Here is a 23,967-nt window from a genome sequence, read left to right as displayed (position 1 = left end):
GCCTGGCTACCGCCAGGCCTGATGCCTACGGTTTTTTCTGCACCGGTACGCCAAGATCTTGCAGCTGTTCGACGAACACCGAAGGGCGTTCACGATCCTGCAACAGCCAGACCTGGTGTTTGGCGCGAGTCAATGCGACATACAGCAGGCGGCGCTCTTCGGCATCCGGAAAATCCTCCGGCTGTGGCAGCAGCACCTCTTCCAACACCGACTCGCGCGCCACGGCCGGGAAACCGTCACGCCCGTCATGCAAACCGGCGATGATGACGTATTCCGCCTGCTGCCCCTTGCTGGCGTGGATGGTCATAAACTCCAGATCCAGCTTGGGCCAGCGGGTGGCCGCTTTCGCCAGCGCTTCCGGTTTCAGATGATGGTAGCGCGCCAGTACCAGAATACGCTCGTCCGGCTTGGCATAGCCGCTCAGTTTATCCAGCAAGGGCTCCAGCTGCTCGTGCGGCAGGATCGCCACCGACTTTTTATTGCCCTTGCTCAGGCTGTTGAGCGGTTTTTTCAACTGGTGCGGGTTCTGCTGCACGAACCGGTTGGCTACCTCACCGATACGTTCATTAAAGCGATAAGTGGTGTCCAGCGCGCACTGCGCCCCTTCACCGAAGTGAGTGGTGAACGCCGTGGTTAACGTCAACTCTGCGCCGCTGAAGCGATAAATCGCCTGCCAGTCATCCCCCACCGCAAACAGGCAGGTCTGTTTGTTTTGTCGACGCAGCGCCGCCAGCAACAGCGCACGCTGCGGCGAGATATCCTGAAACTCATCGACCAGAATATGTTTCCACGGGCTGACAAAGCGCCCCTTGTCGAGAATATTGACCGCCTGATGGATCAGACCGGAGAAGTCCACCGCCCCTTCCTCTTTCAAGGCGCTTTTCCAGGCTTTCAGCAGCGGTGCCATCAGCCGGATGCGTTTTGAAAACAGATCGCGGATTTCTTCATCCGCCTGCTCAATCATTTCCGCCTGGCTGCCACCGTGCATGCGCATCAGCCCCAGCCAGCGTTCCAAGCGGCCCGCCAGCCGATCCGCCAGGCGTTGATCCTGCCAAAAGTCGCCTTCCGGCACTTCCCATTCCAGTTCGTCGCTCAACCATTGACGCCACCCCTTGGCCTGGGCTTTTTTCTCTGCGCACTGTTGTCGCCAATGGGTAATCAGCAACGCTTTGCGCGCTTTGGCATCGGTTTCCAATCGGCTGATGGCCGGGGCTTTGCGGCTGCCCTGTTGAATGATCTGCAGCGCCAATGCATGGAATGTCTTGGCCTGAATGCCGACATCGCCCAAACGCGCTTTGATGCGATCATTCATCTCACTCGCTGCCTGACGGCCGAACGCCAACAGCAAAATTTGGCCCGGCTCCGCCTCCTGACGGCGCAGCAGCCAGCCGGCGCGCGCCACCAGCACCGACGTTTTGCCGCTGCCGGCCCCCGCCAATACCAGAACGGAATCCTCGCCGTTGACCACCGCACGGCTCTGAGAGTCATTGAGCGGTGAACTCTCGACGGTCTGGAAGAAGTCGTGATGTTGCTCCAGCATGCGCTCGGTCCACTGCCGGTTGCGTTGTTCGACGCTGCGCAGCCCCTGCTGCAGCCATTGCAGACACAGATGATAATCAGCCCGGCAGTTATCAAACTCATCCAGACGCGCCACCGGCATCGGCAACGCGGAGAAAGCCTCGTGGATTTGCTGCTGCAGCTTGCCCAGCTCAGACTTTTTAAACCATTTGTCTTGCTGCTCGATGCGCTGGATCTGCGCCACCTGCTGTTGCAACACGCCGGCGCTGACCTCGCTCATTTCTGCGCTCCACTGCTGCCAGGCCTGCTGCAGATAATGATGAAAACGCTGCGTTTCCTGCCATTCGGTGCCGTGCAGCCGCACCACTTTTTCGTCCGGCAATTCAAATTCCAGCTCGCCCCAGACGATGCCGCGCTTGCACCTGACCTGAATCAATTGATTGAAGGGGATCAGATATTCATGTTTTTCCCCGCTCACCTCAACGCCGGCGTGCAGCAACCGCACGCGGTTATAAGGGTGCTGAGCCAGGTGTTTCCCCAGCGATGTCGCTTTAAGTTCCATATCGTCGCGCCATGACTATGTTGAGATTAAATAACGGATATCTGCCAGTTTACCTGTGATAAGCAGTGGCACTCTAGCGCTAAAAAAAGGGTAGAATAGATTTTGCGTTTTTATCGTGAATACGCCCGCATCGCGGTTTGGCCATCATTAGAGCAGAATGACGTCTATGCGTACTGTACTGAATATTCTTAATTTTGTGTTGGGCGGTTTCTTCACCACGCTGGGTTGGCTCATCGCCACGGTGTTCAGCGTGCTGCTGGTCATCACGCTGCCGCTCACCCGCTCCTGCTGGGAAATCACCAAGCTGTCGCTGGTGCCTTTCGGCAATGAGGCAATTCACGTCGATGAACTCTACCCGGAAAAAAGCAATGCGCTGCTCTCCGCCGGCGGTTCGCTGCTCAACATTATCTGGTTGGTGCTGTTCGGCTGGTGGCTATGCCTGTCACACATCGCCGCCGGCATCGTGCAGTGCGTTTCGATCATCGGCATTCCGGTCGGCATCGCCAATTTCAAAATTGCCGCCATCGCGCTGTGGCCGGTGGGGCGCCGCGTCGTCTCGGTAGAAATGGCCCAGCAAGCGCGTATTGAGAATGCTCGCCGCCACTATCATCAGCGTTAATTTTTTCTCCGTTTGAGGAGTTTTTCGTGCTCTCTTTTGCACCCGCAGTTCGTCGTTATACCTACAACAGCAACCTGCTGTATCACCTGCGCATCCTTATTGCGCTGATCGGCACCACCGCCGTTCCCTGGTGGTTGGGCATTCCCAAGCTGACCATCCCGCTAACGCTGGGCGTCGTGGCGGCGGCCCTGACTGATTTGGATGACCGCCTGGCCGGCAGGTTACGCAACCTGCTGATCACGCTGGTGTGCTTCTTTGTCGCCTCTGCTTCAATCGAGCTGCTGTTCCCCTACCCCTGGTTGTTCGCCCTTGGCTTAACCACGTCGACCTGCGGTTTTATCCTGCTCGGTGCCTTGGGGCAACGTTACGCCACCATCGCCTTCGGCGCGCTGCTGATCGCGGTTTATACCATGCTCGGCACCGCCATGTACGATGCCTGGTATCAGCAGCCGCTGCTGTTGGTGATCGGCGCACTGTGGTACAACCTGCTGACGCTGGCGGGCCACCTGCTGTTCCCTATCCGGCCGCTGCAAGAGAACCTGGCACGCTGCTACGATCAGTTGGCCAACTATCTAGATGCCAAAGCCAATCTGTTCGATCCCGATGCCGAGCGCGACGCCGATCTGCCCTGGATGGATGTCGCGATGGCCAACAGCGCCCTGGTCGCGTTGCTTAACCAAACCAAAGCCTCGCTGCTGACGCGCCTGAAAGGCGATCGCGGCCAGCGTGGCACCCGCCGCACCTTGCACTACTATTTTGTCGCGCAGGATATCCACGAACGCGCCAGCTCTTCCCACGTTCAGTACCACGCACTCAGCCGGCAATTCCGCCACAGCGACATTTTGTTCCGCTTCCAGCGTTTGCTGAGCATGCAGGCGCGCGCCTGCCGCCAATTGGCGCAATCGATCCTGCTGCGGCAAAAGTACCAGCACAACCCGCGCTTTGAACCGGCTTTCAGCCGCATTCAGGAGGCATTGGCGCGCATCGCCGAAACCCAGGGCAATACCGAGCAGACCAAGGCGCTGGCGCATCTGTTGAAAAACCTGCATGCGATCGATGCGCAGCTGGCCAATATCGAATCAGAGCAGACGCTGGCCAGCGGGCAAGCGGAAGAGAACAGCCTGGCCGATGACCGCTTAACCGGCTGGAGCGATATCCGGCTGCGCATCAGCCGCCATTTGACGCCCCAGTCGGCCCTGTTTCGCCACGCGATCCGCATGTCGGTGGTGCTGTGCGTGGGTTACGCCTTCATTCAATTCACCGGTATGCAGCACGGTTACTGGATCCTGTTGACCAGCCTGTTCGTCTGCCAACCGAACTACAATGCCACCCGCCGACGCCTGGCATTGCGCATCATCGGCACCCTGGCCGGTATTCTTATCGGCCTGCCAATCCTCTATTTCGTGCCTTCACTGGAAGGACAGCTGGTGTTGATCGTCATCACCGGCGTTCTGTTCTTCGCTTTCCGCACCGTACAATATGCGCACGCGACGATGTTCATTACGCTGCTGGTGCTGTTGTGCTTTAACCTGTTGGGTGAAGGATTCGAAGTGGCAGCTCCGCGCGTTTACGATACCTTGCTGGGCTGCGCCATCGCCTGGGCGGCAGTCAGCTTTATTTGGCCGGACTGGAAGTTCCGCCAACTGCCGGCGGTGGTGGATAAAACGCTGAATGCCAACTGCCGTTATCTGGACGCCATTCTGGTGCAATACCACCAGGGTAAGGATAACGGCCTCGCCTACCGCATTGCGCGGCGAGATGCCCACAACAGCGATGCCGAGCTGGCTTCGGTCATCTCCAACATGTCCGCCGATCCCAAGGCCGACAAGGCGCTGCAGGAAGCCGCCTTCCGCCTGCTCTGCCTGAACCACACACTCCTGAGTTATATCTCGGCGTTGGGTGCGCACCGCGAGCGGCTGAATACCCCTGCCACGCTCGACCTGCTCAATGATGCCGTGTGTTACGTGGACGGCGCCCTGCATCAGGAAGAACAGAACAGCCAGCGCATTGCTCAGGCGCTGGAACAGCTGGCGGAGCGTATTCGCCAAGCCGTTCCGGAACCTGAAAGCAAAGAACAGCTGGTTTTGCAGCAGGTGGGGCTGGTGCTCGAACTTCTGCCGGAACTCACCGCGCTGCACACCCAAATCAATAAGACAGCCTAATCATTCAGGGCCCGCTCGACGGGCCCTGAATCACCGGCTCATGTCCATGGCGGCGCATCGCCATCATATGATCGAACCAGCGCACCAATTCGTTATGCAATTCAGCCGGTAATGCCGCCTGATGATAACCGGCTATCGCCCCGCCCAGCGACAACAGGACTCGCAATCCCAGATTGGTCTGTTGTTGCAGCAGGCTAAGATAGCTGCGTTTCGCGCCCTGCAACCGCAGGTCATAGGCGTTGCGGATACCCGCTCGCCACAACAGCCGCTCCATATTGACATCTATATTCGGCAGCGCCTTCAATCTGCCGTGGTCGCCGGCCTTGAGCCGCTGTTCCCGACGGGCCTCCCTGACAGCTTGCCAAGCCAGCCCCACCAATTCGTTACGTTCCCGCCACAGGGACTCGTCAACCCAGTAATAGCGCAAAGTGATGGGCACTCCGCGCTTGGAATAGACCATATTGACCATGCCCCGAGCGCGAAAGGCCGGTTCCATGCTCGCCGTAGCCCGCAAATACAGCTCGCCTTCCGCTATCACTGCAAACATCACCCCCTCAGCCAACAGCCCATAGCCGCCAAACTGTGACCGCGTGGTGATGGTGCCCAGCGCCGCGAAGCAACTTTTAGCCTGCGTGATTCTTCTCGTCGACATCCTTTTCATAGCATTCCTCCTTTTTAGGTTCCGGTCGTATTATTTCTCTCATCAATGAAAAAAGTAACGTGAACAACTAATTAGAAAAATACGCACTATCCGTCTGCATGCCAATCACAAAAAACACCGGTACAAAAAATGATCGCAATTATGCGAGCCGCTACGAAAATTTGGGTTGATCTTATCCGAAATCAGGGATACTGTATAAACATACAGTAACACGACGGGCGGGAACTTTATGCGTACTCAATCACTCTACCAACCTCATTTTAGCCATGGCTCTTTTACCGCGAACAGCGTTGCGAAGAACACAAATGTCGGCAAAGAGAATGGCTTGATCAGTGAACTTGTTTACAACGAGCGCCAGCCCGCAGTGGCTCAACTGCTGTTGCCCCTGCTCCAGCAACTGGGCAAGCAGTCTCGCTGGCTTCTGTGGCTGACGCCGCAGCAAAAGTTAAGCAAGCAATGGCTGCAGCAATCCGGCCTGCCGGTGGATAAAATGGTGCAGTTGAGCCAAATCAGCCCGGTGAATACGGTTGAGGCAATGGAAAAAGCGCTGCAAACGGGGAACTACAGCGTGGTTCTCGGCTGGTTGCCCGAGCTAACGGAGGAGGATCGTCTAAAATTAAGACGTGCGGCAGAATTGGGTAATGCCTACGGGTTTATCATGCGTCCTCAACGTGACATTGACCCGACTCACGGACACTGTTCCACCCTAAAAATTCACTCTTCTTTGTATCATTAAGTAAATTTAGGATTTTTCCCATCATTTTCGCACCCCGTAGAGGGAACCTTTGCGGGATAAGGCACAAAGCTAGTCCGGCTGCGGTTTGCCAAGCAAAAACGCCCGATGAATCGCCGTTTTTTTAGGCTAAGAATGTTAGCAAATATGTACGATTCCGCGTTTTTTTTTAGAGCCTTATCACATCACACTTGTAACTTTCGCGCCACGTTGTAGACTTTACATCGCCAAGGTTGCTCTATAACGTCAGAAAAACTGGCGAGTAACAAACGAGGGCTTAAACCTTGGCGAAGGAATTTAACCAAGGGCTTAAAACAGCTTTAAAGCTCATTGCCTATTTGGATGATAACGAGGCGCAAAATGAAAAAGACAGCTATCGCATTAGCAGTGGCACTGGCAGGTTTCGCTACCGTAGCGCAAGCCGCTCCAAAAGATAACACCTGGTACACCGGTGCTAAACTGGGCTGGTCCCAGTACCACGACACTGGTTTCTACGGTAACGGTTACCAGAACGGTATCGGCAACGGCCCAACCCACAAAGATCAGCTGGGTGCCGGCGCGTTCCTGGGCTACCAGGCAAACCAATACCTGGGCTTCGAACTGGGCTATGACTGGCTCGGCCGTATGCCTTACAAAGGCAGCGTGAACAACGGTGCTTTCAAAGCGCAGGGCGTTCAACTGGCTGCTAAACTGAGCTACCCAATTGCTGACGATCTGGATATCTACACTCGTCTGGGTGGTATGGTATGGCGTGCAGACTCCAAAGCTAACTACGGCCGCACTGGTCAGCGCCTGAGCGACCACGACACCGGCGTTTCTCCGCTGGCTGCTGTTGGTGTTGAATACGCACTGACCAAAAACTGGGCTACCCGCCTGGACTACCAGTTCGTAAGCAACATCGGTGACGCAGGTACCGTTGGCGCACGTCCAGACAACACCATGCTGAGCCTGGGCGTTTCTTACCGCTTCGGTCAGGATGACGTAGTTGCTCCAGTTGCTCCAGCCCCAGCTCCGGCTCCAGTTGTTGAAACCAAGCGTTTCACTCTGAAGTCTGACGTGCTGTTCAACTTCAACAAAGCAACTCTGAAGCCACAAGGTCAGCAGGCTCTGGATCAGCTGTACTCCCAGCTGAGCTCCATGGATCCTAAAGACGGTTCCGTAGTTGTTCTGGGTTACACCGACGCCGTTGGTTCTGCTCAGTACAACCAGAAACTGTCTGAAAAACGCGCACAAAGCGTTGTTGACTACCTGGTCTCCAAAGGCATCCCGTCAGACAAAATTTCTGCACGTGGCATGGGCAAAGCTGATCCAGTTACTGGCAACACCTGTGGCTACAAAGCTGGCCGCGCTACCAAAGCTCAGATCGACTGCCTGGCACCAGATCGTCGCGTAGAGATCGAAGTTAAAGGTATCAAAGACGTTGTAACTCAGCCTCAGGGCTAAGTTTACTCGCCTAATAAAAAACCCCGCATTGCGGGGTTTTTTTTCGTCCTGTTGTTATCAGAACATTCAAGACCCAGTGTAACTAAGGCGCTCTGCCCCGTTTACTTAGGTTCTTTACCGAGAATCGCCTTCAAATCTTCTTTCAACGACGACATCTGATTCGCATACTTCTCTTTGCGCTCAGCATCTTCGATAAGCTGCACAACCGTTTCCGACAGCGTGACGCCACGACGGCGCGCCAGGGCTGCCAAGCGTTGCCAAACCAAAAACTCCAGATCGATAGATTTTTTACGCGTATGCTGGTGTTCTGCGTTAAAATGACGTTTGCGGCGGGCGCGGATCGTTTGCTTCATCCGGTTATCCAGCTCCGGATTCATATGAGCGGCAATCCATGCAAGTACCTTTACCGGCTCATTTTCCAGCTTCAGCAGCTCGTTAACCGCCTCCTGAGCAGCGCTGTTTTCAATGTAGCGGGTAATAAGTTCCCCTTCCCGGTGCTTCTTCACCAGGTACTTCCATTTCCAACCGCTCTCCAGATTTTCCAGTTGCTGATATTTCATCTTGAGCTCTTCAGTGACCGCGTAACTTCAAATAAGCATAACAGCTTTGCGCCGAATTTCCCCGGCAATTAAGCCGTCTTTTAGACTGTTTTTTGCACAGTCATCGCGCGATGTCAAACTCCCTGACGCCAACTGGCACTCCACATGTATCAAGCCGCCGTTATTCTTGTATAATCGCCCTTTCCCTTTTTAACGATTGCATCTAACACTTTGACCAATAACCGACTTGAATGGCAATCTTTATTGCCGGACGTAACGCCTTATCAGGCGATATTTGATACCGCCGCTCAGTTGGCACCCGTGCCCTTTTCCGCCATTCAGCCTCGGCTGGAAAATGCCCTGACGCTATTTTGCCACCCTCAATCGCCACCGCGTTTCATGCTGTTGAAAGCGCAAGAAACGCGAGAATACCTAGAACTGATCGCACACGCCGTCAACCCGCTTCTGGCGAAGAATACGGCATGCCGCGGCAGCCACTATGCCATTCAGGATGGCAAGGTCAGCATAGAGCCGGCCAGCCGTGGCGATGAACCTTTCGCCGCCGGCGGTGCTTGTCTGTTCCAGGAGTGGATTGAACCGGAGCAGCTGTTTGGTTGCGTACGGATCCACAATGGCGACATTACCCTGCAACCGGGTCTGGTGCACCAGGCCAACGGCGGCGTCCTGATCCTGTCGGCTCGGGCGCTGCTGGCTCAGCCATTGCTATGGCTGCGGCTGAAGCAGATGATCGGCCAGCGCCAGTTCCATTGGGTTTCGCCAGACGAAACCCGCCCGCTGCCGGTAGCCATTCCACCGATGCCGCTGGACCTGCGGCTGATTGTGGTCGGCGACCGTCACGGCCTGGCCGATTTCCACGATATCGAGCCGGAACTGAGCGAACAAGCGGTCTACGGCGAATACGAAGACGATCTGCAGCTGACCGAAGTCGATGATATGGCGCAGTGGTGCGGCTACGTCAACGGCGTGATTGCCGATCGGCAGCTGCCGATGTTAGCGGCCGACGCCTGGCCGCCGCTGATCGTCCAGGCTGTGCGTTACACCGGCGATCAGGGCATCCTGCCACTCTCGCCGGTTTGGCTTGGCCAGCAGCTGTCCGAGGCCGCACTGTATGCCGAAGAGGAGCGCATTACCGCCAAAGCGTTTGAGGCAGCGTTGAATGCCCGCGAATGGCGCGAAAGCTATCTGGCCGAGCGTATGCAGGATGAGATTGAGCTGGGTCAGATCCTGATTGAGACCGAGGGTGAAGTGATCGGGCAGATTAACGGCCTGTCAGTCCTGGATTATCCCGGCCATCCGCGCAGCTTCGGCGAGCCCTCGCGCATCAGTTGCGTCGTGCATCTTGGCGACGGCGAGTTTACCGACGTCGAGCGCAAAGCCGAGCTGGGCGGCAACCTGCATGCTAAAGGCATGATGATCATGCAGGCGTTCCTTATCGCCGAACTGGATTTGGATCAGCAGTTGCCCTTCTCCGCTTCCATCGTCTTTGAACAATCTTACGGTGAAGTGGACGGCGACAGCGCCTCGCTCGCCGAGCTGTGCGCCTTGGTCAGCGCTCTGTCGCAGCAGCCAATCACACAGCAGATCGCCGTCACCGGCTCCGTCGACCAATTCGGCAACGTACAGCCGATAGGCGGCGTTAACGAAAAGGTCGAAGGTTTCTTCGAAGTTTGTTTACGCCGCGGCCTGACGGGCAAACAGGGCGTCGTATTGCCCGTGACCAACGTGCGCCACCTGTGCCTGCGTCAAGATGTCGTCGACGCGGTACGCGAGGGGCAATTCCATCTGTGGGCGGTAGAGAGCGCGGCGGAAGCCTTGCCTTTGCTTACAGGTTGCCTCTACTCTGATGAACAACAGCCGAATTTGTTGGCGGCCATTCAGGAACGGATTGCGCAGGTGAGCCTGCAGGAACGCCGTCGTCCATGGCCGCTGCGCTGGCTCAACTGGTTCAACCACGGCTGATCGGACTTGTTCAGCGTACACGTGTTAGCTAACCTGCGTCCTTCATTAAAATAAGGCTTACTGAGAACATGGTAGATAAACGCGATTCCTATACGAAAGAAGACCTCGAAGCATCCGGCCGTGGCGAGCTGTTCGGCGCCGGTGGCCCACCGTTGCCGGCAGGTAACATGTTGATGATGGACCGCGTGGTCAAAATGAGCGAAGACGGCGGGACTCACAACAAAGGTTATGTGGAAGCGGAGCTGGATATTAATCCGGACCTATGGTTCTTCGGTTGCCACTTTATCGGCGATCCGGTCATGCCTGGTTGCCTGGGCCTGGATGCCATGTGGCAGTTGGTCGGTTTCTACCTCGGTTGGCTGGGCGGCGAAGGCAAAGGCCGCGCGCTGGGCGTCGGTGAAGTCAAGTTCACCGGCCAGGTGCTGCCAACCGCCAAGAAGGTGACTTACCGCATTAACTTCAAGCGCGTTATCACCCGCAAGCTGATCATGGGCGTCGCCGATGGCGAAGTGCTGGTTGACGGCGAAGTGATCTATACCGCTACCGATCTGAAAGTGGGCCTGTTCAAGGATACCGCAGCGTTCTAATCACGCTGACGAGAAGACGGCCACCGCCTTCTTTTCCAACGATCGCGCATGCCGTCACGTCTCTCGTGGCGGCATTTCTTTTATCCCTCAATGCCTTGCACCGCCTCCGCCCTCCCTTCAAGAATCTCCTGTTTACCCACCGCCAGAGCGCCTAAAGCGTGCCTCGTCTATACGAATCACGCTTTCTCGCTCCTCGTCAGGCCAGCGCGAAGCAATAACCCCGCTGAGAACGCCCTGGGTGATGCCACCTCAGAGGCCACAAACAAAAACCTCCGCCAAAGGGCGGAGGTTATTCCTTTTATTTGACAGGGAGCCGCTTAAGCGGTCACAGCCCTGTCTTCCATGGCTTCTCGCCAACCTCCCAGCCATTGAGACCGGGCGTCCACTGATGATTGGTAGGGACAATGTTCCCTGGAACGCCCTAAAATACCTGCCTGATACCCTCTCGAATGCGCCCTTTCCAGACGATCGCGTTTCTGTCTCTTCATGCCTCGTTTCCCTCATTTTGGTCTGGTGGAAAGAAAACAATGGCTGCTTTTTGCGCAGCCACGAGTTATCAATAGCGCTAAAAGAAGAGAAGATCAATGCGCAAAATTCACGCCAATGTCATATTTGTGAGCTACGCCCGAGGAAAGTGCTAAGTGGCTGATCTGCCGGGAAAGGGTTTAACTTTTTGAAATGAAAAAGAAATCCCTGCCAGGGAGAAAAAAATACTTTTCACGCTGACAGGGATTAGACGATTTTAGACCAAATTATGACTAAATGCCGCCCATCTGTGCTGCGATAGCCTGGGCTTCCTGCTGCCAGCCCTGCGCCAGCGTGCGCACCAGGGCATCATAGCCGTCCTCACCCTGTTTCAACTCCAGGCTGAAAGGCCGTTTGATCAAGCGCCCCTGGCGGTTCAGCACCCACTCGCCGCGAACGATCGCCTTGCCGTCAAAGCGGCCATGGAAACCGCTGATGGTCACGTTCAGCACATCCTGATCGCTGCTCATCGGTTGCGAAGAAACCACCCAGCCTGGCAGCGCGCTGCTCAGGTTGGTGACCAGCGTTTGCTGCAGCTGCTGGTCGAGCGGGCTGGCCCACAGGTTGTTCTGGGCTATCACATACTGTACGTCGTTGGTTTGATACACCACGCCGTTCTGCGCCAGATAATCCGCCACGCTCACGTGCTCCAGCCACAGCTGGCGCGTGGAAGCGCCGCTGCTGCTGGCAGCGGCCGGCGCCCCCAGCGCCGGCAACTGATAGTAGGTCTTCTGTGGCGAACTGCTGCAGGCGCTGAGCAACAGCGCCAGGGCTACCGGGATCCATTTCATCATTTCGTGGCCTTCTTCGGCTGAGGGTCAGTGCTGCCGGCGGCTTCAAACACCAGCGCGTTGCTCTTCTCATTCAGGGTGCGCAGCACCGGTTGTAGCTCACGCAACACCTGGTCGAGGCGCTGCATATCGCCCACCATCTTGTTGTAAGCCGGTGAACCAGGCTGGAACCCTTTCATGCTGCGGTTCAGCTCCAGCAGCGTTTTCTGCATGTCCTGCGGCAGCGCCTGCATCTCTTTGCTGGCGATGATGTCGTTCAACGACTTCATGGTCTGCTGCGTCGACTTCATGGTTTTCTGACTTTCCGCCAGCGTCTTGGTCGCTTCGTTGATCATCGGATTGATCGGCATCGCGTTGATCTTGTCCAGCGTCTGCATCAGTTTCTGCTGGATCTGCGCCAGCCCGCCGCTGGTGGTCGGCATCAGCGGATAACCGAACAGCTCGCGCGGCCCTTTCCACGGTTTCTCCTGCGGATAGAAGTCGAGATCGATATACAGCGAACCGGTCAGCAGGTTGGCGGACTTCATCGAGGCGCGCATACCGCGCGATTCCGCGTCCTTCAAATGCCCTTCGATATCGAAATTACCGCCCAGCTGTTTCTGGAAGCGATCCGGCTCGATGCGGATCAGCACCGGAATGCGGTAGTCGTTATCCAGGCGTTGCGCCATGCCCTCTTTATAGAATGGCACCTGAGCCACCGTGCCCAGGCGGATGCCGCGGAACTCTACCGGGGCGCCCGGCTGCAGGCCGCGTACCGAATCGGAGAAGAACAGCAGGTAGTCCTTATGCACGGTATACAGCGAATCCTGCGTGCTGCGCTGGTTGTCGAACAGCTGGTACTCCGCCTTCTCTTTCGCCAGTTCACCGCGATCCCAGCCGTCCGGCACGTCGAAGCTGACGCCGCCGCTGAACAGGGTAGTCAGCGATCCCATCTCCACCCGCATGCCCTGCGCCGACATGTCGAACGCCACGCCGCTGTCTTTCCAGAAGCGTACGTTGGTGGTGACCAGCTGGTCGTAAGGCGCGGTGATGAACAGCTGATAGCGCATGGCGCGTTCTTTAGGATCGAAGTAGCTGGTTTCCACCGACCCGACGCGATAGCCGCGGAACAGCACCGGGTCGCCGGCGTTGAGCTGGCCCGATTTCTCGCTGTCCAGCACGATGCGCAGCCCCTTGGCGTCCGGGGAGGCCAGCGGCGGCGCGTCGAGCAGCTGATAGTTGTCTTTGCCGTCTTTGCCCTTGCTGCCCGGCTGCAGTTCGATATAGGCGCCGGACAGCAGCGTGCCCAGCCCGGAGACGCCTTCACGGCCGATCTGCGGCTTCACCACCCAGAAGGCGGAGTCCTGACGCAGCAATTTCTCCATGCCGGAATTGAGACGCGCTTGCACCATCACCTTGCTCAGATCATCGCTCAGCGTGACGGTTTCCACCACGCCGACGTCCACGCTGCGGCTTTTGATTTTGGTTTTACCCGCTTCCAGCCCTTCCGCCGTCGTGGTGACCAGCGTCACCACCGGCCCCTGATGGCTGAAGTGGTAAAACAGGATCCAGGCGCCGATCAGCGCGGTCACGATGGGAATGATCCACACCGGCGACCAGCGTTTGATCTTCTCAACGTCTGCGACGCTATGATTATTTTCCGTCACCTTGCGGCTCCTTGTTGATTGTTTCACTTGCGCGATCCCAGGTCAGCCGGGGATCAAATGTCATGGCGGCGAACATGGTGAGGATCACCACCAGCGCGAACAGCACGGCGCCCGTCGCAGGATAAATGCTCATCAACTGCCCCATTCGCACCAGCGCCGACAATACGGCGATCACAAATACGTCGATCATTGACCAGCGGCCAACGAACTCGACCACTTCATAAATCAGGTGCATGCGTTCGCTGTCGGCACGCGGCTTCTTCCTGCCGTTGGCATCCCAGCACAGCCAGCCGATCGCCAGCATTTTCAGCGACGGCACCATGATACTGGCGATGAAAATCACCATCGCCACCGGATAAGAGCCGTCCCCCCACAGCAGGATCACCCCCGCCATGATGGTGGAGTTCATCTTGTTGCCCAGCGCCTCGGTCACCATGATCGGCATCAGGTTGGCCGGGATATACAGCATGATGGAGGTCACCAGCAGCGCCAACGTCCACTGCAGGCTGTGGCGGCGGCGCACGTAGCCCTTGGTGTGGCAGCGCGGGCAGCTCACCTGATTGGCCGGCAGGATCGCCGTGCAGCAGGCGCAGGAGCGCACGCCCTGGCGCATGCCGGTGCGCCCCACCGTCAGCGGACGATCGAGACGCGGTGCCGGTTCGATGTCCTGCCACAGCCAGCGCCGATCCACGCACTGGAAGGCGCGCACCTGCAGCAGGCAGAACAGGCAATAAGGCACGAAGCTGCTGCCGATGCCGATATCGCCGTAGGCCATCAGCTTGACGAAGCTGACCAGCACCCCGGCGAGGAAAATTTCCACCATGCACCAGGTTTTGAACTGGAACAGCACCCGGGCCATCCACTCTTTGAGCCCCAGCGGCAAGCGCACTTTGGCGCACAGCAGAACGATCGCCACCATGCAAAACGCCGGGATCAGCTGCACGAACACCATAAACAAGGTGGCCATACTGGCGTAATCTTCCGCCACCATGACCTCCGGAATTTGAATCAGCCGGATTTCGTTGCCGAGGCCGGCGACGCGCATGTTGATAAACGGGAAAATGTTGGCCAGCACCAGCATGAACAAGGCACTGAGCGCGTAACCGATCGGCCGCTTGCGCGGTTCGTCCCAGCGGACGCTGAGCGTGGTTTTGCAGCGCGGGCATACCGCTTTGCTGCCATAGGCCAGCGGCGGTAGCGCCACCAGCATGTCGCACTGCGGGCACAGCATCAGGTTATCCTGGTGCTCCGCCGAAGGTACGGAATGACTATGCTGCTGATGATTGTTGTGGGAACACACCATATTCCTCCTCAATAACGTTGCTCACCGGCACGTCGATACCGCCCGCAGCAGCGCGCGGGCGGTATCGCAACGGTCAGCCGTTTTTCATCGCTTCCAGCTCTTCCCAACGGGCGAAGGCCTGCTCGAGCGCCTGCTCTGCGTTAGCCAGCGCCGTCAGCACTTCTTGCGTTTCGCTGTGCGGCCGCGTGAAGAAGTCGGCATCGCTCATCTGCGCCTGCAGCGCTTCGATTTCCGCCTCCAGCTGTTCGAGCCGCTGCGGCAGCTGTTCCAGTTCGCGCAGCAGGTTGTAACTCAGCTTGGCCGCCGCTTTCTTCGGCTGTTCGGCCTTTTTCTCCGCCGCCGGTTTGCTCGCGCTCGGCGCCGCCTGACGAATCGGTTTCGCCGTGGCGCGCTGATGATGCGCATCGTAATAGCCGCCGACGAAGGCGTTGATCACGCCGTTACCTTCAAAGATCCAGCACTCGGTCACCGAGTTGTCGACGAACTGGCGATCGTGGCTGACCAGCAGCACGGTGCCCTGATAGCCGTCGATCAGCTCTTCCAGCAGCTCCAGCGTTTCGACGTCGAGATCGTTGGTTGGTTCATCGAGGATCAGCAGATTGCTCGGTTTCAGAAACAGCTTAGCCAACAGCAGGCGGTTACGCTCACCGCCCGAAAGTGCCTTCACCGGCGTCATCGCGCGTTTCGGGTGGAACAGGAAGTCCTGCAGGTAGCCCAAGACGTGACGAGGACGGCCGTTGACCATCACTTCCTGCTTGCCTTCCGCCAGGTTGTCCATCACCGTGCGCTCCGGATCGAGATCCGCGCGGTGCTGGTCGAAGTAAGCCACTTCCAGCTTGGTGCCGCAGTGCACGCGGCCGCTGTCGGCTTTCAGCTGACCGAGCATCAGTTTCAGCAGCGTAGTTTTGCCACAGCCGTTCGGCCCCACCAGCGCAATCTTGTCGCCGCGCTGTACCTGAGCGGAGAAACCGCGCACCAGCACTTTTTCGCCGACCTGATAGTTGACGTCTTCCAGCTCGAATACGATTTTGCCGGAGCGGGTCGCCTCTTCCACCTGCATCTTGGCGGTGCCCATCACTTCACGGCGCTCTGAACGCTCGACGCGCAGCGCCTTCAGCGCGCGCACGCGCCCCTCGTTACGGGTACGGCGCGCTTTGATGCCCTGACGGATCCAGACCTCTTCCTGCGCCAGCTTGCGATCGAACTCGGCGTTTTGCAGCTCTTCCACCCGCAGCGCTTCTTCTTTGCTCTGCAGATACAGATCGTAGTTGCCCGGCCAGGAAACCAGCTTGCCGCGATCCAGATCGACGATGCGCGTCGCCATGTTGCGGATAAACGAACGATCGTGCGAGATGAAGACGATGCTGCCGTCAAACTCTTTCAGGAAGCCTTCCAGCCAGTCGATGGTTTCGATATCCAGGTGGTTGGTCGGTTCGTCGAGCAGCAGCACGCGCGGCGAGCTCACCAGCGCGCGGCCCAGCGCCGCTTTGCGCAGCCAGCCGCCGGACAGCGAGGAAAGCTCGGCGTCGCCGTTCAGCCCCAGCTGCAGCAGCACTTCGCTGATGCGGCTGTCGAGCTGCCAGAGCCCCTGATGATCGAGGATCTCCATGATTTGCGCCATGCGCGCCAGGTTTTTCTCGCTCGGATCGCTCTCGACCAGGTGGGAAATCGCATGGTACGCCTTCAGGTGTTCCGCCTGCTCCGCGACGCCTTCGGCCACGAAGTCGAACACGCTGCCGCCGATATTGCGCGGCGGATCCTGTTGCAGGCGCGCCACGATCAGATCCTGTTCGTAGATCACCCGGCCGTCGTCCAGCGGGATCTCTTTGCCGAGGATCTTCAGCAGCGTGGACTTACCGGCGCCGTTGCGCCCGACCAGACACACGCGCTCGTTGTCTTCGATATGAATTTCGGTGTTGTCTAAAAGCGGCGCATCGCTGAAAGAAAGCCAGGCGCCGGACATGCTGATTAACGACATAGTAATTATTTTCCTTCGCCGGCGTGAGTCACCAGCCAGCAGTTGTGGATCTGACGGTTACGGGCAAAGTCCTGCGACAGCGTCTTGGCGGTGATCTCTTTCGCCTCCAGGCCCAACGCGCTCAGCCCTGCCATATCCATTTGGAAACCGCGCTTGTTGTTCGAGAACATGATGGTTCCGTTACGGCGCAGCAACCGTTTCAAATCTTTCATCAGCGCCAGATGATCGCGCTGCACGTCAAAAGTGTTCTCCATCCGCTTGGAGTTGGAGAACGTCGGCGGATCGATGAAGATCACGTCGAACTGTTCGTTGGCGTTGCTCAGCCACGACAGGCAGTCGGCCTGGATCAACCGATGCTGACGGCCGGTCAGGCCGTTGGCGCGCAGGTTCTTCTCCGCCCATTCCAGATAGGTACGCGACATGTCCACCGTGGTGGTGCTGCGCGCGCCGCCCAGCCCGGCATGCACGCTGGCGGTGCCGGTATAGGCGAACAGGTTGAGGAAGTCCTTGCCGTTGCTCATCTCGCCCAGCATGCGGCGCGCGATGCGGTGATCGAGGAACAGGCCGGTATCGAGATAGTCGGTCAGGTTGACCCACAGCTTGGCGTTATACTCTTCCACCAGCAGGAATTCGCCTTTCTGCGCCAGTTTCTCGTACTGGTTCTTACCCTTCTGCCGCTCGCGGGTTTTCAGGATCAGCTGATTCGACGGCAATTCCAGCACCGCCAGCGTCGCGTTGATCACATCGAACAGGCGCTGACGCGCTTTTTGCGCATCGACGGTTTTCGGCGGCGCATACTCCTGCACCACCACCTTGCTGCCGTAGCGGTCCACCGCGACGTTGTATTCTGGCAGATCGGCATCGTACAGGCGGTAGCATTCAATGCCCTGCTGTTTCGCCCACTTGTCGAGCTTCTTCAAGTTCTTGCGCAGACGGTTGGCGAAATCTTCCGCCACCTGCACGCCGCCGGTAGTGGCACCGGCCGGGTTCGCCGCCAGCTGATAGTTTTTCTGCACGCACTCCAGCGGGCCGTTTTTCGCCTTGAACTGGCGCTCGGCGCGCAGCTGCAGGCAGCTCAACAGCTCCGGCGAGGCGCTGAACAGCGAAAGCTGCCAGCCGCCGAAGGCGCTTTTCATCACGCGGCCCAGCATGTTGTGCAGCGCGATCAGCGCCGGTTCGCTTTCCAGACGCTCACCGTACGGCGGGTTGCTGATCACGGTGCCGTGCGGGCCTTCCGGCAGCGGATTGGTCAAGCGCGCCACGTCGCCGACGTTGAAGGTGATCAGCTCGGCGACGCCGGCGCGGCGGGCGTTGCCGCGCGCCATTTCAATCACCCGACGATCGATATCGGAGCCGAAGAAGCGAGAGGCGGTTTCCTGCAGGCCGCGGCGTGCGCGCACCTGCGCTTCGGTGGTGACTTCACGCCACAGTTCGGCGTTGTGGCCGTTCCAGGCGCTGAAGCCCCAGTGTTGGCGGTGCAGGCCCGGCGCGCGATCGGCAGCGATCATTGCCGCTTCGATCAAGAGCGTGCCGGAGCCGCACATCGGATCGAGCATCGGCGTGCCCGGCTGCCAGCCGGAACGCAGCACGATGGCGGCCGCCAGGTTTTCCTTCAGCGGCGCCTGGCCGGTGAGATCGCGGTAACCGCGCTGATGCAGGCCTTCACCGCTCAGATCGAGCGCCACGCTGGCCATATCGCGCTGCAGGAAGACGTTAACGCGAATATCCGGCTGCTGCTTGGCGACCGTCGGGCGTTGGTCAAGTTTGCGGGTAAAGCTGTCGACGATGGCGTCTTTCACCTTCAGCGCGCCGTACTGGCTATTGCGGATCTCTTCGTTCACGCCGCTGAAATGCACGGCAAAGGTTTTATCCACGCCAAAAATGCTCGGCCAGTCGATCGCCTGCACCCCGAGGTACAGATCCAGATCGCTGTGCACGCGGAATTCGTTCAGCGGCAACAGAATGCGCGAAGCCAGGCGGCTCCACAGCAGGCTTTGGTACAGAAGACGATCGTCACCCTGAAAATGTACCCCACCCTGCACCACTTTGCAGTCGTGAGCGCCAAGCGCTTCCAGCTCGCTTTTTAACAGTTCTTCCAATCCACGCGCCGTGCTGGCAAACAGAGAGTTCATATCGTGCTTATCACCAAAAAGAAAATTGTTGCGCATTATAGCTAATCCGCACCGCTTGTCATAAAGTTGCTCCCTTCTATTTAATCATCGCACGGAGATAAGGGTGATCACGCTTTCCAGACTCTACGTCCATCCGGTTAAATCACTGCGCGGTCTGCAGCTTTCTTACGCCCAGGTCGGCAGCAGCGGTCTGGCCTTCGACCGCAACTTTATGATCACCGAGCCGGATGGCACCTTTATTACCGCGCGCCAATACCCGCAGATGGTGCTGTTCACGCCGGCGCTGCTGCCGGACGGGCTATTCCTGACCGCGCCGGACGGCGAAAGCGCCGCCATTCGCTTCAGCGACTTCGCCGCCGCGCCGCAGCCGACCGAGGTATGGGGCAACCATTTCACCGCGCTGATCGCGCCGGATGAGATCAACCGCTGGCTGAGCGGCTATTTCCAGCGTGACGTGCAGCTGCGCTGGCTGGGGCCGGAGTTGACCCGCCGAGTGAAAAAGCACCCCGAAATCCCGCTGACGTTTGCCGACGGCTATCCTTATCTGCTGATTAACCAGGCTTCGTTCAACGATCTGCAGCAGCGTTGCCCCGGCAGCATCAAGCTGGAGCAGTTCCGCCCCAATCTGGTGGTGAGCGGCGCAACCGCCTGGGCCGAGGACGGCTGGCAGGTGATCCGCGTCGGCGACGTCATGTTCGATCTGGTGAAACCCTGCAGCCGCTGCGTGCTCACCACCGTCAGCACCGAGCGCGGCCGCAAGCACCCGAGCGGCGAACCGCTGAGCACGCTGCAAAAATTCCGTTCCGCCGACAACGGCGACATCGATTTTGGCCAGAATATGATCGCGCGTAACAGCGGCATCATTCGCGTGGGCGATACGGTGGAAGTTCTGTCGACCAAGCCGCCGCGCCCTTATGGCGCCGGGAAAGTGGTGGAGAGCGTGCAAGCGCCGCAAGACAGCGAGCACAGCGTCACTATCGAATACGAAGGAAAGGTGTTTACCGGCAATAACCAGCAGATCTTGCTCGAGCAGCTGGAACAGCAAGGCATCCGCGTACCTTACTCCTGCCGTGCCGGGATTTGCGGCAGTTGCCGCATTACGTTGCTGAGCGGTGAAGTCGCGCCCCTGAAGAAAAGCGCGCTGGGCGACAACGGCACCATCCTGTGCTGCAGCTGCATCCCGAAAAGTGATTTGACCCTGGCGTAATCCGCCTTATACCGCCCTGTCGTAAGCCGGGGCGGCGCTTTCATCCTGCGCGCAGGGTTTCAACCGATCGTGCATCACCTTGATGGCATCGCCCAATACCATGGTGCGGCCAGCGACCGTCAGCTGATTTTGCGCCAGCAGGCACAGGCTGGCGTTATCCCCGGCCTCTACCACCAGCAGGCGCGCTTCCGCGCCGCTTTCCATCACTTTCACCGCCGCCAGCTCGCCGTTTTTCGGCTGCAACGGGTAATGCTGCTGCGAGAAATGCCAGCTCTTCGGCATCAGCGGTTTCAGGAAACGGTAGGCGACCAGCGCATTCAACACCAGCTCGGCGCGCTGCTCATGGCTGAGTTTGACCTGTTTGCACTGTTCTTCATAGGTGAAATAAAGGGCAGCGTCGTCCACGCAAAAAGCGCATTCATCGAAGGCGTCCGGCGTTAACATTTTGGCCGGGAAACGTGAACGAAAGATCATACCATTAGCTAAATCCAGCATTAGCCGATCGTGTTCGGCATCAAAATACCAACGCCAATTATCGTCAGGTTTTATCTTCATTTCGTATCCTTCTCGCTGCCTATGCCAACGCTGCACTCACCCTAAAAGGCGATTTTATCACCGATAAAATAGCTTAAACATCGGATAATTCCGCGAACGATATTTATGCTAACGAACAAAATATAGACGAGCCGGGGGCAGAAATAAACCCCCGGAATAAAATGAGAGGAAAAATATTAGATATGGGTAACGATATCTTTAATCAAACGTGGGCCATGATAGATAAATCCGGAATAAATTTGCAGCAGGCTCGCGCCGGCCTCCATTTTTTCGCGCGCCGCCGTCAGCGAATCGATGCCGCCCACGCCGATAATCGGCAGGCGCCCTTGCAGTTCGGTGGAGAGACGACGGATCACTTCGGTGCTGCGTGATTGCAACGGACGCCCACTTAACCCGCCCGCTTGTTCGCAGTAATTCAGCCCCTGGATCAATTTTCGATCCAACGTGGTATTGGTGGCGATCACGCCATCGATATTATGCCGCACCAGGCTATCGGCAATTTGGATCAATTCTTCTTCTGAAAGATCCGGCGCGATCTTTACCGCCACCGGCACATATTTGTGATGGCGCGCATGTAATTCCTGCTGCTTATTTTTAATCGCCGCCAAAAGATCGTCCAGCGCTTCGCCATACTGTAAGGATCGTAACCCCGGCGTATTCGGTGACGAGATGTTAATCGCGATATAACCGGCATACGGATAAACTTTATCCATGCAGATCAAATAATCGTCTTTGCCCTGTTCGACCGGGGTGTCTTTATTCTTGCCGATATTGATCCCAAGAATGCCGCCGAAATGGGATTTCTTAACGTTTTCAACCAGATTGTCCACGCCATGGTTATTGAACCCCATGCGGTTGATCAGGCCTTCCGCCTCGACCACGCGGAACAAGCGCGGCTTGTCGTTGCCCGGTTGCGGGCGCGGCGTCACGGTGCCGACTTCCACATGGCCGAAGCCCATCGCGCCGAACGCATCGATGCACTCGCCGTTTTTATCCAGACCGGCGGCCAATCCCAGCGGGTTTTTAAACGACAGCCCCATGCAGCTGACCGGTTTGGTCGGCACGGACTGGCGAACAAGAAACGCTAATGGGGTGCCGGTAATACGGCTGAGCTGACGAAAGGTCACTTCGTGCGCACGTTCCGGATCGAGCTGGAACAACGCTTTCCTGATGAGGGGGTAGTACATGGACTCTCCTGATTTCCCGGTTGCAAACCGGGGGCGTATTATCCGGTATCCCCCGCCCAATTGGAATTGATTAAAGGCAAAAAAAGCCGTTTTTACGCAACCGTTTTCCCGCTTCGCCGCCAAATCGGCGCCAATCCGCTTTTGCGCATATCGAAATCAAAAAATGAGATTTAAAAAACGCGCCCGATTGCTGGTAGGTTTAAAACACTTCCTGTTGATTTTCTAATTAAACCTAACTTTTAGTTATAAGGAGTGGCAATGCGCGTTATATCACTGGCCGGCAGCCCACGCATCCCATCACGTTCCGCCGCACTGCTCGCGCTGAGCCAGAACTGGCTGCGGCAGCAAGGGGTGGAAGTGACGGCTTATACCCTGCACGACTTCGATGCCGAAGACCTGCTGTATGCCAACTTCAACAGCCCGGCGATCAAGGCGTTTGCCGACCAGCTGGCGCAGGCCGACGGCCTGCTGATTTCCACGCCGGTTTATAAAGCGTCGTTTTCCGGCGCGCTGAAGACCTTGCTGGATCTGCTGCCGGAACGCGCTCTGGATCATAAGGTAGTGCTGCCGCTGGCAACCGGCGGTTCGATCGGCCACATGCTGGCGGTGGACTATGCGCTCAAACCGGTGCTGGCAGCGCTGAAAGCGCAGGAAGTGCTGCACGGCGTATTCGCCGACGACAGCCAGGTCCAACTGACCGGTGAAGGCGCCACGCTCACCGACGCCGTCGCTACCCGGCTGGAAGAGGCGTTAGCCAGTTTTTATCTGGCGCTTGGCCGCCGCAAACCGCCCGCGCTGCGCGTCGCCTCGCCGCTGGCGGCGCGTCAGACCGCCTGAAAGGCCTGGAAAAGGAGAGCCTGAATGAAAGAACGCATCGCTTTACGGCGCTGGCTGAGCGCCGCCACCCTCACCGGCCTGCTGTCGCTGGTCTGGGCCAATGCCGCCGCTGCGCAGGATCCGGCGCAGTTCCGCATCGGCTACCAAAAAGGGTCGGTCAGCCTGGTGCTGGCGAAGAGCCACCGGCTGCTGGAGGAACGTTTCCCCGCCACCCGCATCAGCTGGATCGAGTTTCCCGCCGGCCCGCAGATGCTGGAGGCCTTGAACGTCGGCAGCATCGATCTGGGCAGCACCGGCGATATTCCGCCGATTTTCGCGCAGGCTGCCGGCGCTGACCTGCTGTATGTCGGCGTTGAGCCGCCCAAACCCAAGGCGGAAGTGATCCTGGTGCCGGAAAATAGCCCGATCAAAACCGTCGCCGACCTGAAAGGCCATAAGGTCGCCTTCCAGAAAGGCTCCAGCTCGCACAACCTGCTGCTGCGATCGCTGCAAAAGGCCGGCCTGCAGTTCACCGATATCCAGCCCGCCTATCTGACGCCCGCCGATGCGCGCGCCGCCTTCCAGCAGGGCAACGTCGACGCCTGGGCCATTTGGGATCCTTACTATTCCGCCGCGCTGCTGCAGGGCGGCGTGCGAGTGCTCGGCGACGGCACCGATCTGAACCAGACCGGTTCCTTCTATCTGGCGGCGCGCCCCTATGTCGAAGCCAACGGCGCCTTTATCAGCCAGGTCTTGACGGTGCTGACCCAGGCCGATGCGCTCACCCGCAGCGACCGGGCGCAAAGCGTGACCCTGCTGGCTAACGCCATGGGGCTGCCGGAACCGGTGATCGCCAGCTATCTGGATCACCGCCCGCCGACCGCCATCACACCGCTCGATGCGCGGACGATCGCCGCGCAGCAGCAAACCGCCGACCTGTTTTACGCCAACCGGCTGGTGCCGGTGAAGGTTGACATCTCGCAACGCATCTGGCGCCCAAGCGCACAATAACTCATGGGAGAA

At 58.0% G+C, this 23,967-nt stretch carries 20 protein-coding genes; 9 read left to right on the top strand and 11 right to left on the bottom strand.

Annotated features, from left to right (window positions below):
• Positions 1-25: 25 nt before the first annotated feature.
• Complete coding sequence (gene helD, locus V8N38_RS08675; protein WP_060440262.1) at positions 26-2,080, bottom strand: DNA helicase IV; 2,055 nt, start codon at positions 2,078-2,080, stop codon at positions 26-28.
• Between the two features lie 166 nt (positions 2,081-2,246).
• On the opposite strand from helD, the gene V8N38_RS08670 reads away from it, so the two are divergent.
• Together V8N38_RS08670 and yccS are read left to right on the top strand one after the other, a co-directional pair.
• Positions 2,247-2,699, top strand: a complete 453-nt coding sequence (locus V8N38_RS08670) for a YccF domain-containing protein (RefSeq protein WP_004928120.1) — start codon at positions 2,247-2,249, stop codon at positions 2,697-2,699.
• 26 nt (positions 2,700-2,725) lie between these two features.
• Positions 2,726-4,861 (top strand): YccS family putative transporter, encoded by a 2,136-nt coding sequence (yccS, locus tag V8N38_RS08665; protein ID WP_087762286.1) that lies wholly within the window; start codon positions 2,726-2,728, stop codon positions 4,859-4,861.
• A gap of 4 nt (positions 4,862-4,865) precedes the next feature.
• On the opposite strand, the gene V8N38_RS08660 is transcribed toward yccS, so the two are convergent.
• Complete coding sequence (locus V8N38_RS08660; protein ID WP_060419667.1) at positions 4,866-5,522, bottom strand: TfoX/Sxy family DNA transformation protein; 657 nt, start codon at positions 5,520-5,522, stop codon at positions 4,866-4,868.
• A 229-nt stretch (positions 5,523-5,751) separates the two neighbouring features.
• On the opposite strand from V8N38_RS08660, the gene sulA reads away from it, so the two are divergent.
• Positions 5,752-6,258: an SOS-induced cell division inhibitor SulA gene (gene sulA, locus V8N38_RS08655; RefSeq protein WP_047727899.1), complete on the top strand. Its 507-nt coding sequence runs from the start codon at positions 5,752-5,754 to the stop codon at positions 6,256-6,258.
• A gap of 357 nt (positions 6,259-6,615) precedes the next feature.
• Positions 6,616-7,698, top strand: a complete 1,083-nt coding sequence (gene ompA, locus V8N38_RS08650; RefSeq protein ID WP_038875614.1) for a porin OmpA — start codon at positions 6,616-6,618, stop codon at positions 7,696-7,698.
• Positions 7,699-7,799: 101 nt separating this feature from the next.
• Here ompA and matP read toward each other — a convergent pair whose 3' ends face one another.
• Positions 7,800-8,258: a macrodomain Ter protein MatP gene (gene matP, locus V8N38_RS08645; protein WP_019454505.1), complete on the bottom strand. Its 459-nt coding sequence runs from the start codon at positions 8,256-8,258 to the stop codon at positions 7,800-7,802.
• Positions 8,259-8,468: 210 nt separating this feature from the next.
• On the opposite strand from matP, the gene V8N38_RS08640 reads away from it, so the two are divergent.
• Positions 8,469-10,217, top strand: a complete 1,749-nt coding sequence (locus tag V8N38_RS08640; RefSeq protein WP_147839489.1) for an AAA family ATPase — start codon at positions 8,469-8,471, stop codon at positions 10,215-10,217.
• Between the two features lie 68 nt (positions 10,218-10,285).
• Entirely contained in the window at positions 10,286-10,804 is a 519-nt protein-coding gene (fabA, locus tag V8N38_RS08635; protein ID WP_049200448.1) for a bifunctional 3-hydroxydecanoyl-ACP dehydratase/trans-2-decenoyl-ACP isomerase, read from the top strand.
• Positions 10,805-11,121: 317 nt separating this feature from the next.
• Here fabA and rmf read toward each other — a convergent pair whose 3' ends face one another.
• The 6 genes from rmf to rlmKL form a co-directional block, all read right to left on the bottom strand.
• Positions 11,122-11,292 carry a ribosome modulation factor gene (gene rmf, locus V8N38_RS08630; protein WP_004928150.1) on the bottom strand — a complete coding sequence of 57 codons (171 nt, stop codon included), beginning with the start codon at positions 11,290-11,292 and terminating at the stop codon, positions 11,122-11,124.
• Between the two features lie 270 nt (positions 11,293-11,562).
• On the bottom strand, positions 11,563-12,123 hold the full coding sequence (gene pqiC / locus V8N38_RS08625; protein WP_147839490.1) for a membrane integrity-associated transporter subunit PqiC: 561 nt from the start codon (positions 12,121-12,123) through the stop codon (positions 11,563-11,565).
• On the bottom strand, positions 12,120-13,766 hold the full coding sequence (gene pqiB / locus V8N38_RS08620) for an intermembrane transport protein PqiB (RefSeq protein ID WP_060440264.1): 1,647 nt from the start codon (positions 13,764-13,766) through the stop codon (positions 12,120-12,122). The genes pqiC and pqiB overlap by 4 nt, the downstream gene beginning before the upstream one ends.
• A complete protein-coding gene (gene pqiA, locus V8N38_RS08615) occupies positions 13,753-15,069 on the bottom strand; it encodes a membrane integrity-associated transporter subunit PqiA (RefSeq protein WP_084826478.1) in 1,317 nt (438 codons plus the stop codon). Before pqiA ends, pqiB begins: the two co-directional genes overlap by 14 nt.
• 73 nt (positions 15,070-15,142) lie before the next feature.
• Complete coding sequence (locus V8N38_RS08610; protein WP_046686785.1) at positions 15,143-17,047, bottom strand: ABC transporter ATP-binding protein; 1,905 nt, start codon at positions 17,045-17,047, stop codon at positions 15,143-15,145.
• A 5-nt stretch (positions 17,048-17,052) separates the two neighbouring features.
• Positions 17,053-19,179, bottom strand: coding sequence for a bifunctional 23S rRNA (guanine(2069)-N(7))-methyltransferase RlmK/23S rRNA (guanine(2445)-N(2))-methyltransferase RlmL (rlmKL, locus tag V8N38_RS08605; protein WP_087762369.1), 2,127 nt, complete (start codon positions 19,177-19,179; stop codon positions 17,053-17,055).
• 103 nt (positions 19,180-19,282) lie between these two features.
• Here rlmKL and V8N38_RS08600 point away from each other — a divergent pair, with 103 nt between their 5' ends.
• Positions 19,283-20,386 (top strand): YcbX family protein, encoded by a 1,104-nt coding sequence (locus tag V8N38_RS08600; protein ID WP_038874255.1) that lies wholly within the window; start codon positions 19,283-19,285, stop codon positions 20,384-20,386.
• A gap of 6 nt (positions 20,387-20,392) precedes the next feature.
• Here the strand turns inward: V8N38_RS08600 and V8N38_RS08595 are convergent, their stop codons facing one another.
• On the bottom strand, positions 20,393-20,941 hold the full coding sequence (locus V8N38_RS08595) for a cell division protein ZapC (protein ID WP_004928171.1): 549 nt from the start codon (positions 20,939-20,941) through the stop codon (positions 20,393-20,395).
• A gap of 176 nt (positions 20,942-21,117) precedes the next feature.
• Entirely contained in the window at positions 21,118-22,128 is a 1,011-nt protein-coding gene (gene pyrD, locus V8N38_RS08590; RefSeq protein ID WP_019454516.1) for a quinone-dependent dihydroorotate dehydrogenase, read from the bottom strand.
• Positions 22,129-22,386: 258 nt separating this feature from the next.
• Here pyrD and ssuE point away from each other — a divergent pair, with 258 nt between their 5' ends.
• Together ssuE and V8N38_RS08580 are read left to right on the top strand one after the other, a co-directional pair.
• The gene (gene ssuE / locus V8N38_RS08585; protein WP_060440267.1) at positions 22,387-22,965 is read left to right on the top strand and encodes an NADPH-dependent FMN reductase; all 579 of its coding nucleotides are present in this window, start codon (positions 22,387-22,389) and stop codon (positions 22,963-22,965) included.
• 24 nt (positions 22,966-22,989) lie between these two features.
• Positions 22,990-23,955 (top strand): sulfonate ABC transporter substrate-binding protein, encoded by a 966-nt coding sequence (locus tag V8N38_RS08580; protein WP_060440268.1) that lies wholly within the window; start codon positions 22,990-22,992, stop codon positions 23,953-23,955.
• Positions 23,956-23,967 lie beyond the last annotated feature (12 nt).

This window comes from Serratia nevei (assembly GCF_037948395.1).
GTDB classification, from domain to species: domain Bacteria; phylum Pseudomonadota; class Gammaproteobacteria; order Enterobacterales; family Enterobacteriaceae; genus Serratia; species Serratia nevei.
The sequence above is the reverse complement of the archived record's forward strand: the minus strand, read 5'-3'. Positions and strand labels throughout refer to the sequence as shown.